15 protein-coding genes, 1 pseudogene and 1 riboswitch are annotated in these 17,499 nt (G+C 33.8%); all 16 genes and pseudogenes read left to right on the top strand.

Translation table 11 applies throughout. From position 1 onward, the window contains the following. Window positions 1-135: 135 nt before the first annotated feature. The 16 genes and pseudogenes from NSQ40_RS13555 to NSQ40_RS13480 all read left to right on the top strand — a co-directional run bounded on the left by NSQ40_RS13555 (window position 136) and on the right by NSQ40_RS13480 (window position 17,471). A complete protein-coding gene (locus tag NSQ40_RS13555) occupies window positions 136-843 on the top strand; it encodes a response regulator transcription factor (RefSeq protein ID WP_258248391.1) in 708 nt (235 codons plus the stop codon). After that, window positions 840-1,823: a sensor histidine kinase gene (locus tag NSQ40_RS13550; RefSeq protein WP_018780576.1), complete on the top strand. Its 984-nt coding sequence runs from the start codon at window positions 840-842 to the stop codon at window positions 1,821-1,823. Before NSQ40_RS13555 ends, NSQ40_RS13550 begins: the two co-directional genes overlap by 4 nt. Before the next feature lie 142 nt (window positions 1,824-1,965). Next, the gene (locus tag NSQ40_RS13545) at window positions 1,966-2,736 is read left to right on the top strand and encodes an ABC transporter ATP-binding protein (protein WP_041488879.1); all 771 of its coding nucleotides are present in this window, start codon (window positions 1,966-1,968) and stop codon (window positions 2,734-2,736) included. Then, complete coding sequence (locus tag NSQ40_RS13540; protein WP_018780574.1) at window positions 2,711-4,642, top strand: ABC transporter permease; 1,932 nt, start codon at window positions 2,711-2,713, stop codon at window positions 4,640-4,642. The genes NSQ40_RS13545 and NSQ40_RS13540 overlap by 26 nt, the downstream gene beginning before the upstream one ends. 97 nt (window positions 4,643-4,739) lie before the next feature. Further along, window positions 4,740-5,420, top strand: a complete 681-nt coding sequence (locus NSQ40_RS13535; RefSeq protein ID WP_033796168.1) for a lipoprotein BA_5634 family protein — start codon at window positions 4,740-4,742, stop codon at window positions 5,418-5,420. Window positions 5,421-5,670: 250 nt separating this feature from the next. Next, window positions 5,671-6,912, top strand: coding sequence for an esterase/lipase family protein (locus NSQ40_RS13530; protein ID WP_040119589.1), 1,242 nt, complete (start codon window positions 5,671-5,673; stop codon window positions 6,910-6,912). 186 nt (window positions 6,913-7,098) lie between these two features. Beyond that, window positions 7,099-8,124: a homoserine dehydrogenase gene (locus NSQ40_RS13525; protein ID WP_258248392.1), complete on the top strand. Its 1,026-nt coding sequence runs from the start codon at window positions 7,099-7,101 to the stop codon at window positions 8,122-8,124. A 169-nt stretch (window positions 8,125-8,293) separates the two neighbouring features. Further along, window positions 8,294-9,009 (top strand): annotated as a pseudogene (locus NSQ40_RS13520) (MBL fold metallo-hydrolase). 186 nt (window positions 9,010-9,195) lie between these two features. Beyond that, a riboswitch (TPP riboswitch) is annotated at window positions 9,196-9,302 on the top strand. Window positions 9,303-9,480: 178 nt separating this feature from the next. Then, window positions 9,481-10,170, top strand: coding sequence for a thiaminase II (tenA, locus tag NSQ40_RS13515; protein WP_258248393.1), 690 nt, complete (start codon window positions 9,481-9,483; stop codon window positions 10,168-10,170). Window positions 10,171-10,497: 327 nt separating this feature from the next. Next, on the top strand, window positions 10,498-12,030 hold the full coding sequence (locus NSQ40_RS13510; protein ID WP_098060005.1) for an alpha/beta hydrolase: 1,533 nt from the start codon (window positions 10,498-10,500) through the stop codon (window positions 12,028-12,030). A gap of 536 nt (window positions 12,031-12,566) precedes the next feature. Continuing rightward, complete coding sequence (locus NSQ40_RS13505) at window positions 12,567-13,487, top strand: macrolide 2'-phosphotransferase (RefSeq protein ID WP_006094989.1); 921 nt, start codon at window positions 12,567-12,569, stop codon at window positions 13,485-13,487. Window positions 13,488-13,872: 385 nt separating this feature from the next. Continuing rightward, on the top strand, window positions 13,873-14,640 hold the full coding sequence (locus NSQ40_RS13500; RefSeq protein WP_018780565.1) for a DUF3959 family protein: 768 nt from the start codon (window positions 13,873-13,875) through the stop codon (window positions 14,638-14,640). Between the two features lie 153 nt (window positions 14,641-14,793). Then, a complete protein-coding gene (locus tag NSQ40_RS13495; RefSeq protein ID WP_097787227.1) occupies window positions 14,794-15,060 on the top strand; it encodes a hypothetical protein in 267 nt (88 codons plus the stop codon). 259 nt (window positions 15,061-15,319) lie between these two features. Then, the gene (locus NSQ40_RS13490; RefSeq protein ID WP_033798887.1) at window positions 15,320-15,736 is read left to right on the top strand and encodes a DUF3995 domain-containing protein; all 417 of its coding nucleotides are present in this window, start codon (window positions 15,320-15,322) and stop codon (window positions 15,734-15,736) included. A gap of 73 nt (window positions 15,737-15,809) precedes the next feature. Then, window positions 15,810-16,823 carry a DUF1835 domain-containing protein gene (locus NSQ40_RS13485; protein ID WP_006094935.1) on the top strand — a complete coding sequence of 338 codons (1,014 nt, stop codon included), beginning with the start codon at window positions 15,810-15,812 and terminating at the stop codon, window positions 16,821-16,823. Between the two features lie 231 nt (window positions 16,824-17,054). After that, a complete protein-coding gene (locus NSQ40_RS13480; RefSeq protein WP_003204498.1) occupies window positions 17,055-17,471 on the top strand; it encodes a hypothetical protein in 417 nt (138 codons plus the stop codon). The last annotated feature ends 28 nt before the right edge of the window (window positions 17,472-17,499 follow it).

Genomic DNA, 17,499 nt, shown 5'->3' with positions numbered 1-17,499 from the left:
TTAAAGTAAATGACACCTGTCATATAGGCGAAGAAATGCAGTGTTTAAATAGTCATGCAATGAATTTTTAAAAATAAGTAAGAAAAAATATGGTAGTATATGCATACGTAGAGAGTATAAGAAAGGAATGAAAACATGGTTAAAATTATGATTGTGGAAGATGATCCTAAAATCGCGGAATTATTATCTTCTTATATCGAGAAATACAGGTATCAAGCAATTGTTATTGTTGATTTTCAATGTGTATTAGATATGTTTTTACAAGAGAAACCAGACTTAGTGCTACTAGATATTAATTTACCAAGTTTCGATGGATATTATTGGTGCAGGCAAATTCGCGCTATTTCTACGTGTCCTATTTTATTTATTTCAGCTCGTGAAGGAACAATGGATCAAGTGATGGCATTAGAAAATGGTGGGGATGATTATATTCCAAAGCCGTTTCATTATGAAGTTGTAATGGCGAAAATTCGTAGTCAACTAAGGCGTGCATACGGAGACTATGCACCCAAAATAGAAGAACGAATGATTGAACAACAAGGGCTTACTTTGTTTCCAGAGCGTTTAGTATTACAATTACGTAATCAAGAAATTGATGTAACAAGAAATGAAGCGATTTTGTTAGAAATGTTAATGAAAAATTATCCGCGCGTTGTAAGTAGAGAAGTGCTATTGAACAAACTTTGGGATAGTGAATCATATGTTGATGATAATACACTAAGTGTGAATACAACACGCGTTAGGAAAAAGTTGCAAGCATTAGGTATTCAAGGTGCAATTGAAACCATTCGTAGTGTCGGTTATCGATTACATATAACATGGGAAATCGATGGAGAAAAATGATAAAACTATTTATACGTGAGCATATTCCACTGCTATGCTTTACAATTTTTCAATTCATTGCTATTTTTCTTGTTTATTGGTTTGATGGCTATCGTCATATGACAACTGCACTTTATGCAATGTTTTTAGGATTATGTTTTTTGATTGCATATTTACTATATCGCTATTTTACCCATAAGTCTTTTTATGAAAGGTTAGCAAATCCGCTGCGATCTTTAGATGAATCCGTGCAAAAATCAGATTTTGCAGTCTTGTCTACTGCATTACATGAGTTATTAGAAGTACAATACCGTCATTATCAGAATCAGTTACAAGTGCAGGAACGTAAAAATGAGGAGCATTTAACTTTTATGAATCAATGGATTCATCAAATGAAAACACCTTTATCTGTTATTGAATTACTTACACAAGATGAAGTTGATCCTCGATTTGAAAGTATCAATGAAGAAGCGGATAAATTAAAAAAAGGATTAGAAATGGCTTTATATGTGGCACGTCTGGAAACTTTCACACAAGATTTTTATGTAGAAAGAGTCCAATTGTATAAGTTAGTAAACGAAGCAATACATGAACATAAGCGTTTTTTTATCCGTAATTTTGTATATCCCGAAGTAAAAATTGAAAAAGACATCATTGTAGAGAGTGATGCGAAGTGGCTTCAATTCTTAGTTGGTCAGATTCTCTCTAATGCAATTAAATATTCAACGGGTAGTAGAGAAAAAATTATACTGAAAGCATATAATGTAGACAAGCGGGTCATCTTAGAAGTGAGTGATTTTGGAGTAGGCATACCGAAGCAAGATATACCACGAGTATTTCAACCTTTCTTCACAGGAGAGAATGGTAGAGATTTTAAAGAATCTACAGGGATGGGACTATATCTTGTACATGAAATTGCAAAACATTTAGGTCACAAAGTAGAAATCTATTCTGAAGTAAAAAAAGGTACGACTGTACGGATTATTTTTTATACTTTATAAAAGCTGATGAAAGATTCTATTTCATCAGCTTTTTTAGAAATCTTACAAAGTTGTAAGATAAATGAAAGACGAATCAATATGAGATGTAAGATAACTCCTTTACACTTCAAATTAGTTAGTATAAATGAAGGGAGAATAAAGTATGGAAATATTGCAGGCGAAAGGGATTAGTAAGGTATATAAGGGTAAAGTTCCTTATAAAGCTCTTGCTGATATTGATTTATCTATTCAAGAGGGTGAATTTGTTGGGATTATGGGACCGTCTGGTAGTGGAAAAACTACATTGTTAAATATGGTATCCACGATTGATTCACCAACATCAGGAAACATTTTAATAAATGGTACGAACCCTTTTCAATTGTCATCTGAAGAATTAGCGTTATTTCGTCGACAACAGTTAGGATTTGTTTTTCAATCTTTTAATCTTCTCAGTACGCTTACTGTAAAAGAAAACATTGTGTTGCCGATGACGTTAGATGGAGTGGCTGTAAAGGAAATGAATAAGCGGGTGGAAGAAGTTGCAGAAAAGTTAGGCATTCTCGATATTTTGCATAAAAGAACATATGAAATTTCAGGTGGTCAAGCACAGCGAACCGCAATTGCTCGTGCAATCATTCATAAGCCACAATTGTTATTAGCGGATGAACCTACGGGAAACTTAGATTCTAAGTCTTCGAATGATGTGATGGGTATGTTAGAAGAACTGAACAAGAAAGAACGTGCAACCATGATGCTTGTTACTCATGACCCATATGCAGCGAGCTATTGTAGTCGCGTTATCTTTATTAAAGACGGTGAATTGTATAATGAAATTTACTGCGGTGAAAGTAGACAAGCTTTTTACCAAAAGATTATGGATGTTCTCTCTTTGTTAGGAGGGAAAAGGCATGACTTTTCGTCAATTCGCGTTTAATAATGTTTTTCGTAATAAACGGACATACGCCGCTCATTTTTTAAGTAGTACATTTTCTATCATGATTTTCTTTACGTATGCACTTTTGTTATTTCATCCTAATTTAACGGGTGAGTTGAAATCGACAAGTGAAACGATAAGTGAACTCGGTACAATTGGGTTTAGAATTTCACAGGGCTTGATTTTTGTTTTTTCATTTTTCTTTATCTTATATTCAGTAAGCTCATTTTTAAAAACACGTAAAAAAGAGTTTGGTATTTTAATGATACAAGGAATGTCTATTAGGCAGTTAAAAAAGTTAGTATTAATTGAAAATATGTTAATTGGTATTTCTTCGATTTTTATAGGTATTATCATTGGTCTTATCTTTTCTAAATTAGTGTTACTCATTAGCGCAAGTATTTTAATGATTAACAATGGATTGCCGTTTTATATTCCAATTCAAGCGATTGTATTAACAATTATTACATTCCTGCTTTTATTTTTAATTGTATCACTTGTTACTTTTAAGATGATAAAAGTGACTGAACTTGTGGAACTGATTCAAACAGAAGAAAAACCAAAGCCTGAACCAAAGGCCTCTCTTTTACTATCATTTTTATCTCTACTTAGTATAGGTGGGGGATATAGTACAGTATTTCGTTTTATCATTAGTCAAAATCCGGTTCTATTAGTATTAGGTGTATTACTTGTAATCATTGGAACATATTTTTTATACACACAATGTAGTGTTTTTTTATTGCGTATAGCGAAAAAGAGAGAATCTTTATTTTTGAAAAGAACAAATATATTAACATTTTCAGAATTAATTTACCGTATGAAAGATAATGCAATGATGTTTTTTATTGTATCTATCATTTCAGCAGTGGCGTTCACTGCAATTGGAACTACCGCTGCACTTGGGAATCAAGAACTAGCAAGAATGACAAATCCTTATACATTTACGTATATGAGTTTTGAAGGAAATAAAATGGTAAATGAACACCTTTCAACAATTAAGAAGCATCTTGAAGATGCCAATATCTCTTATCAATTTGCATCTGCTTCTACTAAATATACGGAAAGTAATGTTTCTGTTATGAAATTAAGTGAATATAATAATCTTGCGAAGGCTCTAGGCTATCAAGAGGAGACGCTTGATAGAGAAGATGAAATTTTGCTAGTCCCAGGATGGGTGGCACAAAAACAAGAATTTGAAAATAGGGAATTCAAAAAAGAAATTGAAGTAATTCATGGAGATTGGATGCAAACATTTCATGTGAAAAAGGCTGTGAAACATTTAGTTTTACCACATGAAGTAGGAAGTACTTTAATTGCAGTACAAGACCAAGTGTATGATAAAGTTCCTTTTATTGATCGTGAGGATATCCCGCAGTCCAAAGAACGTATTTACGGATTTGTTGCAGATAATTGGATGAAAACAAAAGAAATTTCACAACAATTAACTAGCATACTGGACAGAGAGAGTGGAGAGCGCCATTTTTATTTCGCAGCTCTAGCATTGCAGTGGTTACAAGCAAAACAGACAAACGGATTACTACTTATGGCAAGTGTTTTAGTGGGAATTGTCTTCTTTACATTTGCAGCGAGCTTTATTTATTTCCGTTTATATACAGATTTAAATCGAGATCAGCAACAATATAAAATGATCTCGAAAATGGGATTAAGTAGACGCGAGTTAAAAAGGATCGTAACAAGGCAGCTGCTAATCATGTTCTTTTTACCAATTATCGTTGCGGTAATTCATACTGCAGTTGCATATACCGCATTACAACAATTAGTGGATTTTTCTATTTTAAACAGTTCTATCGTTATCTTAATATCATTTGTATGTATACAAATTTTGTATTTCTTTATAACTCGTTGGCGTTACCTCCAAAAACTTTATAAGACAATGGATCAATAAAAGCACTATGAATAGGGCTTGATTATATTATAGAGAAATAAAGTCTCACCTTAGAGCGTATACTTGATAACTAATTCGTATAACGAAAGGAGTCGTAATGAAAAAAACGGTATCGATTTTTATGTTAATTGTCCTAGCCATAATAAGCCTAAGTGCTTGTTCTAAATCTAAGGAGAATACACAACCTGCAAACGGAATAATAATGATTGGAGACGAACAATATACATTACCAATTTTTACACGTTACAAAGAAAATATAAAAGAAAAAGAGGTATTTGAAGTAAAAACAGGCAGCATGGGTGAAAATAAAGTACTAATTATAGATGAATCTACAGCTCAAGCTATGATTAAAGATAAAATTTTTCGGACTAATGATGTAAATAACAGCTTAGATTATATTTCAATAAAAAAATTACCAACCATTCCTAAAGGCCATTCGTTAGTATTTACACATGAAGATCAAGAACATATAGAAAGTATAGACTTAAATGACAAAACAATACCAGTTCAATATGAAAGTAATGCTTGGATTGGAAACTCTCGTGACTACAAATCTCAATGGTATCTTATCGTTGCAAGAAATGACGTATATAAAGAAATACAAGCGAATAAAACAAAATTACAACTTATTCACTTGAAAAAATCATTAGGCTACGAAAAGCCTAAAATGTCAACAGACAATACATTAGTGAATGAATATTTAAAGATGAAAAGACAAGTCAAAGATTTTCATAAATTAATATCGGTCAAATTTGTTACTTTTGAGGATGAGGGTTAAAAAGAAAAGGAAATTGTCAACAAAACTTTATCAACTATGTAATATTCCATAATTAATAGACAATTCAGATAAGATAGTTTACAGTATCTTTAAGTTAATAATTGTGATAGAGAATTGGAGATCCACACTATATAGCCATTGCTAATTGCGTTGGTATATCTTTGTGGATCTTTTTTTCTATTACATAAAGAAAGGAGCGAAATGAAAACGCTTTATTGGGGAGGTATAGAATAAGAAAAGGGGATGTAAAATGAAAAGATTACTTTTGGGATTTTTAATTTTATGTTTTATCGCTTCGAGTGTAATTATTCCAGTACCAACACATGCGGAAGAAGGAAAGAAAAATAACAATCCTATTATTTTGGTACATGGCTTTACAGGGTGGGGAAGAGATGAATTATTGGGCGTAAAGTATTGGGGGGGTGTACATGATATTCAAGAGAATTTAAAGAGAGATGGATACAGTGTACATACCGCTGCTGTTGGACCGTTATCAAGTAACTGGGATCGTGCTTGTGAGTTATATGCTGAAATTAATGGGGGAACAGTAGATTATGGAGCGGCTCACGCTGAGAAACATGGACATGATCGATATGGGAGAACATATACAGGGTTTGTCCGAAATTGGAGTGAGACAAATAAGGTTCATTTAGTAGGACATAGTATGGGTGGTCAAACGATACGTACACTTGTTCAAATATTAAAAGAAGGAAATCAAGAAGAGAGGGATTATGCAAAACAGCATGTAGATGTGAAGGTGTCTCCGTTGTTCCAGGGCGGAAAATCATATGTTCATAGTGTAACGGCATTGGCAACACCTCACAACGGGACAACCCTTGCAGATGGAAGTTTACTTCTACCAGCTGTAAAGCAATTACTCGTCGCAACTGCTGGAATCGGAGAAAATAACAATCTATCACTATACGACTTTAAATTGGATCAATGGGGAATTAAAAAGAAAGCTGGGGAGTCATTTTATCAATATTCAAACCGTGTCTTAAATAGTTCCATTTTGAAGGATACGAAAGATATAAGTCAATGGGATTTAAGTACAGATGGAGCGAAGGAATTAAATGACTGGGTAAAAGCGCAACCAGATGTATATTATTTCTCTTACAGCGGACATGCAACACAAGCCGCACCTATAACAGGGATCCATTTTCCGCACATTACAATGAATAAGACACTAATGGGAAATGCAATTTTCTTAGGGGCATATGCAAGATACGAACAGAATCGTCCATTCATCGATTCATCTTGGTGGCAAAATGATGGTGTAGTGAATACAAGTTCAATGGTGGGACCATCAACTGATACGATTATAAATAATAATGACACACCAGAGCTTGGAAAATGGAACCATATTGAGACAAAACAAAACTGGGATCACCTTGATATGGTTGGACTAAGTGTTTCGGACTCATTAGGGTTTTCTGATATTAATGCTTTTTACCGAACAATCGCTGAAAAGTTATCCAATTTACCAAAATAAAGTAAAACTGTAATCATTGGGGGTCTTACTGTCCACGAATAGCGGGGGGACTGAATTCCTATTTATATCGAAATATAAAAACTCTCTCAGATTATTCTGAGGGAGTTTTTACTTCGTGAATTGTATTGTACTTTCGAAGTATAATGGAGTTAACATTAAAATAGCATGATAGTCCGAGGTGATGATATGAGAGTTAACGTGGTGATATCTGGATATGGAACTGTTGGAAAAGAGTTTGTAAGATTGGTATTTGAGAAAGCTTCATATATAAAAGAGATGTACGGCATCGAACTTGTTTTTACTGGAATTATTGGGAGTACAGTCAATCTTTATAATGACAAAGGTTTACATATTAAAGAATTATTAACTTATGGTACTGGTTCTCATGTATTAGAGAAGTATACCAAACACTATCCACTTGATAAAAGTGAAAAGCTTCCTTTTGGTACTGTATTAATTGAATCGACACCAACTAATCTTCAAACTGGTGAACCAGGAAGAACATACATTGAAACAGCGATTGAAAACCATATGGATGTAGTAGCTATTTCGAAAGGAGCACTTGTTAACGCATGGAAAGAAATAAAAGAAAAGGCAAAACTCGCAAACGTACGTATCTGTTATAGCGGCGCAACTGCTGCTGCACTCCCTACATTAGATATTGGACAATTCAATTTAGCAGGATGTCAAATTGAAAGTATAGAAGGTATTTTAAATGGAACAACAAATTATATTCTTACAAAAATGTATGAAGAAGATGTAACATTCCAGGAAGCATTGCATCAAGCGCAGCACAAAGGGATAGCTGAAACAAACCCCTCATTAGATGTAAGTGGAATGGATAGTGCATGTAAACTTTTATTATTGGCAAATAGTTTGCTGCAAGCAGAATGTTCATTGAATTGTATATCTATAAAAGGTATAGAGGATGTTACAAAACAAGATATAGAGAAAGCAAAAGAACAAGGTAAATCTCTAAAACTAATTGCAACAGCATATAAAGATCATTCAGGAAATCTTAAACTTGAAGTATGCCCGCGTGAAATAGAGAAAGGGCATCCATTGGCTCATGTAAATGGAACAGAAAAAGGAATCACTTTTCATACTGATACGATGGGGAAAGTTACTTCAACCGGAGGAGCTTCAAGCCCAAGAGGAGCAGCGGCAGCGGCTTTGAAAGATTTAATTAATTTGTATCGAAAAGATGTATGATGAAAAAATATAGTCTTCAATTAAAATGAAAAAGATAACAATCAACTTGACAAATAAATATTTTCATGTTATAATCTAAATTTTAACATTTGACAGTGAACCCTTAGGGTGATACATTTTAGTAAGAGAAATAACTTCACTAATTTATGTATCGAGGGGGACGTGTAGTATGAAAATAGAAAACGGTCTAGCGGTTTTGAAATTGAAAATTCAAGGATTTGAATTAAATCCAACATTACTTTGGGATGAAAAGAAGCTCTATTAGTCGATACTGGTATGCCAGGTCAATTAGAAGGGATTCGCGATGCAATGATTGGTATTGGTGTGCCTTTTGAACAATTACAAGCAATTATTTTAACTCATCAAGATATAGACCATATTGGAAGTCTTCCTGAAATACAGCAGAAGGCAGATCATTCTATTGAAGTGTACGCCCATGGATTAGACAAACCTTATATTGAAGGACAGTTACCCCTTATTAAAGGAGATCCAAATAAAATGAGTGAAGAAAAATGGGCGGCACTTCCAGATGTTGTGCAAGCTTTATATAAAAATCCTCCAACAGCAAAAGTAAATCAAACCTTAGAAGATGGACAAAGACTTCCATTTCTCGGAGGCATTGAAGTGATTCATACACCAGGACATACTCCGGGGCATATTAGTTTATATAGTGAAAAGTATAAGACATTAATTGCAGGTGACGCGATGGTATGTGTAGAAGGAAAACTAAAAGGGCCAGTTCCACATACGACACCAGATATGGAAACAGCTACAGAATCACTTAGAAGATTTTTAGAGTTTGATATTGAGAGGATAATTTGTTATCACGGTGGTGTTTGTGATTTGAATGTGAAGGAGCAGATTGAAACATTAGTAAGAAAATAAAAGTAATGTTGTTATGCAAACTCGTATTTTATCCAGTATAAATTGCCCATAAAAGCCCGACTGGTAAGGGATGATGAAGAATACCCCATTTTATAAAGTTTTACTTTATGAAGTTCGAACGTTCAAATTATATTTGATAGTTATATGGATTATGTTATGATAAGTATCAAAGTTAAATAGTTTATTTCTATCCACTAGGGGGGCCTTTTATAGGCTGAGATCAAAGAATATTTTTGAAACTCTTAGGACCTGATCTGGGTAATACCAGCGTAGGGAAGTGGAAGTGACAGAAGATGATATTTTTAAAATATTGATGATGTCCAGTCCGCTTTCTTTACGTGTTTGTAAAGAAAGCTTTTTTATTTTTGTGCACCTATTTGAAGTAAATCTCTGTAGTCTAGTCGTTAACGAGCGATTCGTTAAGAAATCTGTTTCATTTTTATTATTAAAATGTTTATTGGAGGGTCTTTCATGTCATTTTCACAGTTAGTACGTAAAGAAGTTAATCCAATTTGGGAAGCAAGTTTTAATCATCCATTTGTAACAAAACTAGGAGACGGCACATTAGATTTAGCTAGTTTCCGCTATTACGTTTTGCAAGATTCATATTATTTAAGTCATTTTGCAAGAATCCAATCGTTAGGAGCAGCAAAAGCTATTGAATTAGAAACGACAGCCCGTATGGCGCACCATGCACAAAATACATATCAAGCGGAATTATCACTGCATGAGAATTTCGCTAAAAAACTAGGAATTACGAAAGAAGAAAAAGAATCGTTCATTCCTGCACCGACGGCTTATGCGTATACATCACATATGTATCGCGCTGCATATGATGGGCATATCGGGGATGTTATCGCAGTAATTTTGCCTTGCTATTGGCTTTATTATGAAATTGGTGAGCGACTCAAGGAATGTCAACCTGAAGAACCAATTTACCAAGAATGGATTTCCGCATATGGCTCTGATTGGTTCCGTACTTTAGTAGAAGAGCAAATTGCTAGATTAGATGCCATTGCTGAAACAGTAACAGAAGCTGATCGTAAGCGAATGGAACAGCATTTTGTAATTAGCAGTCAATATGAGTATTCATTTTGGGAGATGGCTTACACATTAGAAAAGTGGCCAGTGGAAGAACAAGTAGAAGATGTAAGTTTATAATGAAAAGATATGTCTCTCATCAAGCATGCGAGAGTATAGAAAATGACTAACTTAGTTTAGTCATTTTTTTTACAAAATAATAATATCTATATTCTATGTTTTAGGAAAATTAATTTTAGTGATTAATTGATTACATATTATAAAAAAATTACACAATAAAAAAGAGGGAGAAGATGGTTTTTATTGAATTTTGTTTATAATTCCTTTTTAACTTGTTAGAGGGTAATCGTAAAGAAGATTATTAATCTTTTTGACACTTTTTATTCCACTTACAATAATTGGGGTGTTCTATTAAAAAAATTTAATTTTGGAAAGGGATCAATAAATATGAAAACAAGAAAACGAATAGGAAATAATTTTTTACTCGTTAGTGCAATTTGTGTGATAAGTATTCCTTCTGTTTCATATGCGGAGGAAGTAATTTCACCTAAAAATTTCGTGAGTCCTTCAAGTTTGTATGAGGGGAGGAATATGGATGTATTGAAAACAAGTTTTTATGCCAATACATATAATAATCCGTTCAACCACCAATTTATTTCGACATTAAAGGAAACAAACACAAATATAAAAGAAATAGACAATGTTGATGATGAAAATCCTGTTATATCTACTACTCTTACATTTATTCGTGATATGCATGCTGAAAATTATAAATCTGCATTTGATTTAACTTCTCGATCTTTACAGAAGATAATATCTGAAAAATGGCTGGAGAGTTATTGGAAGGGACTCCCAGTACAATTACAAGCAGGTTCTTTTATTGGAATTGGAGAGGTAAAACAAAAAGAGACAAATTCCGTTCATACAAATGTAGAGATTGGATTAGTTTTTGAACAATTTACTGTGCCTTTACTAATTAAATTAGATCCATCTGGAAAAATAGATGATTTTCAATTTAGCATGTCGTTTAGTCCTGTCGCAGAACGTCCATCATATAGTAAGCCTGAATCATTTGTTGAAAAAGAAGTAGTAGTCGGAAGTGGCGCGTTTCCATTACCAGGAACATTGTCTGTTCCAAAGGGAAATGGTCCTTTCCCAGTGGTTATCCTTGTTCAAGGATCTGGAGCAAGCGATCAAGATGAAACTGCATTTGCTTTAAAACCATTTCGCGATTTAGCTGAAGGTCTTGCTTCAAAAGGAATTGCTGTCCTTCGCTATAATAAACGAACCTATGAACATGGATTGAAGACGCAATTTAGTCCTTTTTATACAGTTGATAAAGAGACAACGGACGATGCACTTCTTGCCACTCGTTTTCTTCAAAATGAACCTATGATAGACAAGAATCAAATTTATATTCTTGGTCATAGTCAAGGTGGAATGATGGTTCCGCAAATGATCGAAAAAGACCAAAATCAAAATATTGCTGGGGCGATTGTAATGGGAGGACCAGCTCGTACAATCCAAGATGTTGTTTTAGATCAATTTGATTATCTTTTTTCTATTGGAAGAATGAAACCTGAAGAATATAAATTTTACAAAGAGCAATTTAAATTATTAAATGATCCTAACTTCTCTAGTCAGAATCCTCCAAAAGATTTTTATTTAGGATCACCTGTATTTTGGGATTCTATTCGTAAAATTAAGGCAGCGGAAATGTCCAAAGAACAAAAGACACCTCTTCTTATTATTCAGGGAGAAAGAGACTATCAAGTTCAATCAAAAATCGAAATTCCTCTTTGGAAAGAACAATTAAAAGAGCGAGATAACGTAGATTATCGACTATATCCAAAGTTAAATCACTTCTTTACAGAAGGTGATGGGGAATTAAGTAAACCGGATGAATATAATAGTCCTACCAATATCCCTGAGTATGTTATAAATGACATTGCTACTTGGGTGCAAGGAAGAGCCAAATGAAAATAGGGACATTATCATTTAATAACGATTTGTTACATTTAAGATAAAATCATTTTTCATTGTGAAACACATATAATCATAGTATGATGTAAGCAACTATAAAGAACGGAGGGATTTACCTAATGGCATTTTTCAGATTCCGATTTCATACTTTGAGCCGCTAATTGAAGGCTCTGCCTGTGTGCAGGGTAATCGGGATTGGTCTGCCTATTTTTAAGGTAACCCCTATTTGGGTGATACGCAAAAAGAGAGCGGAGCAAAACTGCGCTCTTTTTGGTGTCTTTACAAATATAATAAATAATGTCATATGATTCATAATCGCTTCTATTTTTCTGATGAGGTGTTTTAAGTGATAAGGTGTGACTCATAAAATATTTCATTTTATCCAAAGATCATTCATAAGACTGAGAAGATCATTATTTTAAAAGGGGATTTTTTCAGTTTATTTGTGATAAATTATTCCGTTTACTCAAAGTACAGGTAATCAGCTTATGTTTTTTGTGCTTATATGAAGAATTTTAAAGGGGTGTTTAAAGATGACAAATGCAAATGAACAGAAAAGTATAGAAGAAATTTTAAAAATCGCTGAAAAAAATGGTTTACCATTGAATAAAGAAAGCGCTGAATTAAATGAATCAGGAATGGACTTTCAAGTTGTATTTGCTACTGATGAGAAGGGCGCTTCATGGGTTCTTCGGAAACCGAGAAGACCTGATGTCATTGAAAGAGGGGCATTAGAAGGGAAAATACTTGAGCTTGTTCAAAAATATGTACCTGTTGCAGTACCAAATTGGAAAATCAACACATCAGAATTAATTGCTTATCCATTAGTAAAGGGGAATCCTGCTGCTGTTATTGATTTAGAAATACAAAATTATGTGTGGCACATTCAAAATAATCCCCCTTCTATGACGTTTATTCGATCGTTAGCCGAATCACTTGTTGCGTTGCATTCAATTAATCATGTTGAGGCTACTAAACATGGACTTGAAGTTCTTCAACCTGCTGAAGCAAAGCGATTGTTAGTAGATAGAATGCATCAAATAAAATCACAACTTGGTGTTTCAGCCGAACTATGGGAGCGTTGGCAAAAATGGCTTGCGGATGAATCGTATTGGCCAAAGTACTCTGCATTTGTTCATGGTGATCTACATCCACCGCATATTTTAGTTGATGAAAATACCAAAGTAACAGGCCTGCTAGATTGGACAGAGGCGAAAGTGACAGATCCCGCTACTGACTTTACTCTGTATCTCACAATCTTTGGAGAGGACAATTTGAAAGTATTATTAAACGAATATGAAAAAGCAGGAGGAAAAGTTTGGCCGAGAATGCTTGAACATATTATCGAACTTGGCGCTGCTTATCCGGTCATGATTGGATTGTTTGCACTACAGACAAAGGAAGAGGCACATATGGAGATGGCGCGTGGGGCTTTGGGAGTGAATGAGAAATAATAAATTCTATTGTGTAAAGTGGCTGCGTTGTGAGGGGGGGATATAATCATATAAAAAGGTATATCCAAGTTGTTGAGCTCTTGTCCATCACACGTTTGAAGATGCGAAAGTCCGTTAAATATACAATAGGATAATTTGATAATCCCGCTAATTTACAAATAGCGGGATTTGTCATTTCTTTATACAAATCTAGATCTCTATTGTCAATTATAGTTTTGTTTTTTTGTTTACTTTTTGGTACAAGTAGGATTAAGATGTTTTTTAGGAATGTTATTATTTGCATGCATAGACACTATAATTTGGTGGAAGTGAGGAATACGCTAAAAAACAAAAAATTTGCTTTGTTATATAGAAGAAAGATAGAAAACTGAAAGGGATGAGAGTTTTGAAGAAACTTGATGTGCTTTTAATGGTACTCAGCTTCCTGTTCCCCATTGCAGGTATTATGAAAAAAATTCCTCTTGAATTGTCATTTTATTTAGGAGGACTATTGTTTTTCACGAGTTTTGGAAGCTATTATGCAAAACGAATGTATTCACGAATATGTAGTTGGCTCGCTTACACTATATTTATCACGTTCTTGCTCGCAATTTGGAATCAATACGTAACAACTAGTTCTTTACTAGCAAACGCAAAAATCGCTGCATGTATTGCGGTAATTCCATTATTATTCCGGTTCCGCACCTATGCAATTACCTTAGGGTTACTGGCATTATGGGGTGGCTTATTATGGGATATTAAACAAGCCAAATCATTAGTCGTTCTTGGACGTATTATGAACTTATTGACTTCAGAACGACTGTATTTACTTTTGCTAGTAGTTGGATTTTTACTTGGTGGATTGTTTGCCAACATGCTAAAGCGTGGTAGTATCAATGAAAAACAAGAAAAAACAAATCTATTCAAACAAAAAAAGAAACGAATTAAACCGAATTTTAAAATTCGTATTCCGAGTTTACCAAGATTGAAAGTGAAGATGCCAAAGTTTAGTAGAAAATCTTCTAACTCAAAAGAAACACGTACGTATGAACCAAATCGTGAAGAAAAGACAGCAACGTATCATACAACGCAAACAGAGCAGCAACATCATGAAGTTGAAACAATGCAAGGACAAACAAGGATGGAACGACGAAGAAATCGTTATAATGCATAGAGGATGTTTTTATACAAATATTTGAACCCGCAACGCCCCTGTATACAATTCGATGGGGTATTGCGGGTTTTCACTTTAATATATTAAACATCTTAATTATTGGAAATTTTCACGTAGAAGAGAATATATGATTAATGATAAGAAGAGAATACTATGAGAAAATTAAGTAATATGGCCATTGCAAGTATTATAGTTTCTGTAGGTTTAGGAATGACAATTTACTATATACAAAAAGCTGAAAATAAACCTGTAGAAGGGAAGCTACAAGCAATATATGAAATTGCACTGAATTTAGAAGGGATTAAAGAGGAGATATTAGATGAGCAAAGAGAAAAACAAATAGAAATCAGTAATGAAATAAAGAAAAAGATTGAAGATATAAAAACAGAACATATAATTTCATCTAATGATCTAAAATAGCATCTTCATTTAGGAAATTCAACCCAGTGAAAGGAATTAAAGAAATATGCAACTTATCCAATGTACACGCCTGCTAATTACAAGTAAAACTTAATGACTTTATATTCAATTGTTTTTATACGGTATCAGAATATCAAGATTGAAGATTAAATAACATTACAAATGGCGGTATTGTGAACAATTTAGAAATAGATTGCTAATTGTTGTTTAGTTGAATATTCTTAATCTTAAAAGAAACACATTGATGGAGGTGTTAATATTGCTCATTATCATCACTATATCAGCATGTCTCTTAGTATGTATTAGTTTATTACATGTTTACTGGGCATTTGGCGGGAAATGGGGAATAAAGGCAGCGATTCCAACTGAGTCAGGAGAAAAAGCTTTTACTCCTGGAACTGGTATGACATTATTAGTTGCGCTATTACTATGTATAGCAGCGTTACTTTTATTATTACAGGCAAATGTTATTTCCTCTTTTATTCCACATGTCATCGTTCAAATCGGTTCTTGGATTTGTATGTTTGTATTTGGATTAAGAGTGGTTGGAGAATTCAATTACTTTGACATATTTAAAAGAAAAAAAGATACATATTTTGCGAAAATGGATACAATGTTGTTTATTCCATTGTGTGCTTTTTTATCTTTTTCATTTCTCCTAGCAATTATTAGATGAAAAGAATAGCATGCGTCTCATTATATGTTACACTATAAATTACATTATTTTAGAAACGAATAGAGGGAAGTACATGATAGATAATTTAAGTAAAGTAATCGATAATATGCCAGAAGATGAAGCAAAATCATTACTCCGCTTCATCTTAATTCAACTTGATTTAATGGAAACAGAGCCAAGCGAAGATAGAATGGACATTTTAACAGAAATCCCAAAACAACTCATTGAATCACAAAAACCTAAGCTACATATTAAAGAGAGTAAACATGTACATATTGCATTTGGTGACTCGCCAGCTGGGTGTATTAAACATATGCTGAAACAAGCTAATTTAACAGAAGACTATGTTATTCTTTTCTCCGATGCGTTCTCTATCGGCCCAATTCATCAATTGAAGTTAGAAGCTGGACAAGTAGCTCGCCAGCAATGGCTATCTAGAAGTTTAAACTCTTATGATCTTTATTTTGAAGAAGAATATTTATCAACATTCAGACAATCAATGAAAGAATTACAGTCTATTCCTCAAGATATACCAATTACAATTTGGAAAGCTGATAATGCACATGAACATGTGGGCCTTTGTTTTGTCCTTGCACATTTACAAGATCGAGATAATATTCGTGTAATTAACACATCTGAAGCATATAGAGAACTGTTCCTAGAAGGCTATGATATACGCGGGACAGGAGGGTTATCTTCAGAGAAACTAGCAGTTATTTATGAAAAGTACGAAAAAGATTCATCACTGGCTAATGAAGCACGAAAAACTTTTGAACAAGAATGGGAATTACTCTCTCAAACTACGGATTTATTACGACTTTGGAATGAAAACCAAGTTCAATCCGTACAAGAAGATTATTTCGATTCTTTCATTATTGAATGTGCAGAAAGATTAGAAACAACAAGATCTTTCTGTAAGGCACCAAGGTTAGTAGGAGAAGTTCTTGGGCATATTGAGCAAGTAATTGGAGATGTTTTTCTTGAATATCGCTTGCGTACATTAATCCAGCAAGGTGTATTTGAAATGGAAGGTACATTAAAAGCAATGCGCTATTATAGCGTTAAGTTGAAGAAGAGGAACCGTTAGGAAAGTACGGTTTTACAGTGTCCATTTTAAAAAGCCCAATTTCTCAGCATTAAAGCTGAAAAATTGGGCTTTTTTGTTCGGAAAAGGAAATGAGAACACCTCTATTGTTTTACAGTTATTTCAAAATAGAATCTCTCAACTTCTATTTTGGGCTATATAAATAAGCTTCCCATAGGAGCAATACAACATATGATTGGATAAAGTAATTAATCATAAGAGGTGAGTTTTTTAATGTATAATCAACCAACGTATTTTCCATATGTAGATTATAATCAAACAGCATATTATAACCCACAAACTTCTGGTTATGAAACATCTGATGAACTAAGAGATGTGGAGCTTGAAGAATATAGACCTGATGATGCGGAAGATGCTCCGACGTCACCACCGCCATCACAAGTACCATCTTTACCATCAACATTCGCCACTCCTGCACAAAGTAGTAATATGAAATCATGGATGTGTAATTGTTTAGGCAGATGGGGATATTTACGATTGCATCGACCAGGACCATTCGGAAGAGATTTATGGTTTTTCCCAACTGAAGTGAGAAGAAATGGAGTATCGGGATATACTTGGCAAGCCGGACGTCGCCGGAAAGTAAGTTACCGATACCAGCAAATTAGTAATTTCATGTGCTTTGCTTAGTGATAAAACAAAATGTAGGAAAGAAACA

The organism is Bacillus sp. FSL K6-6038 (genome assembly GCF_038050455.1).
Taxonomy (GTDB): Bacteria; Bacillota; Bacilli; order Bacillales; family Bacillaceae_G; genus Bacillus_A; species Bacillus_A pseudomycoides.
Note: the sequence above shows the minus strand (reverse complement) of the source record. Positions and strands in the feature narration are given on the sequence as shown.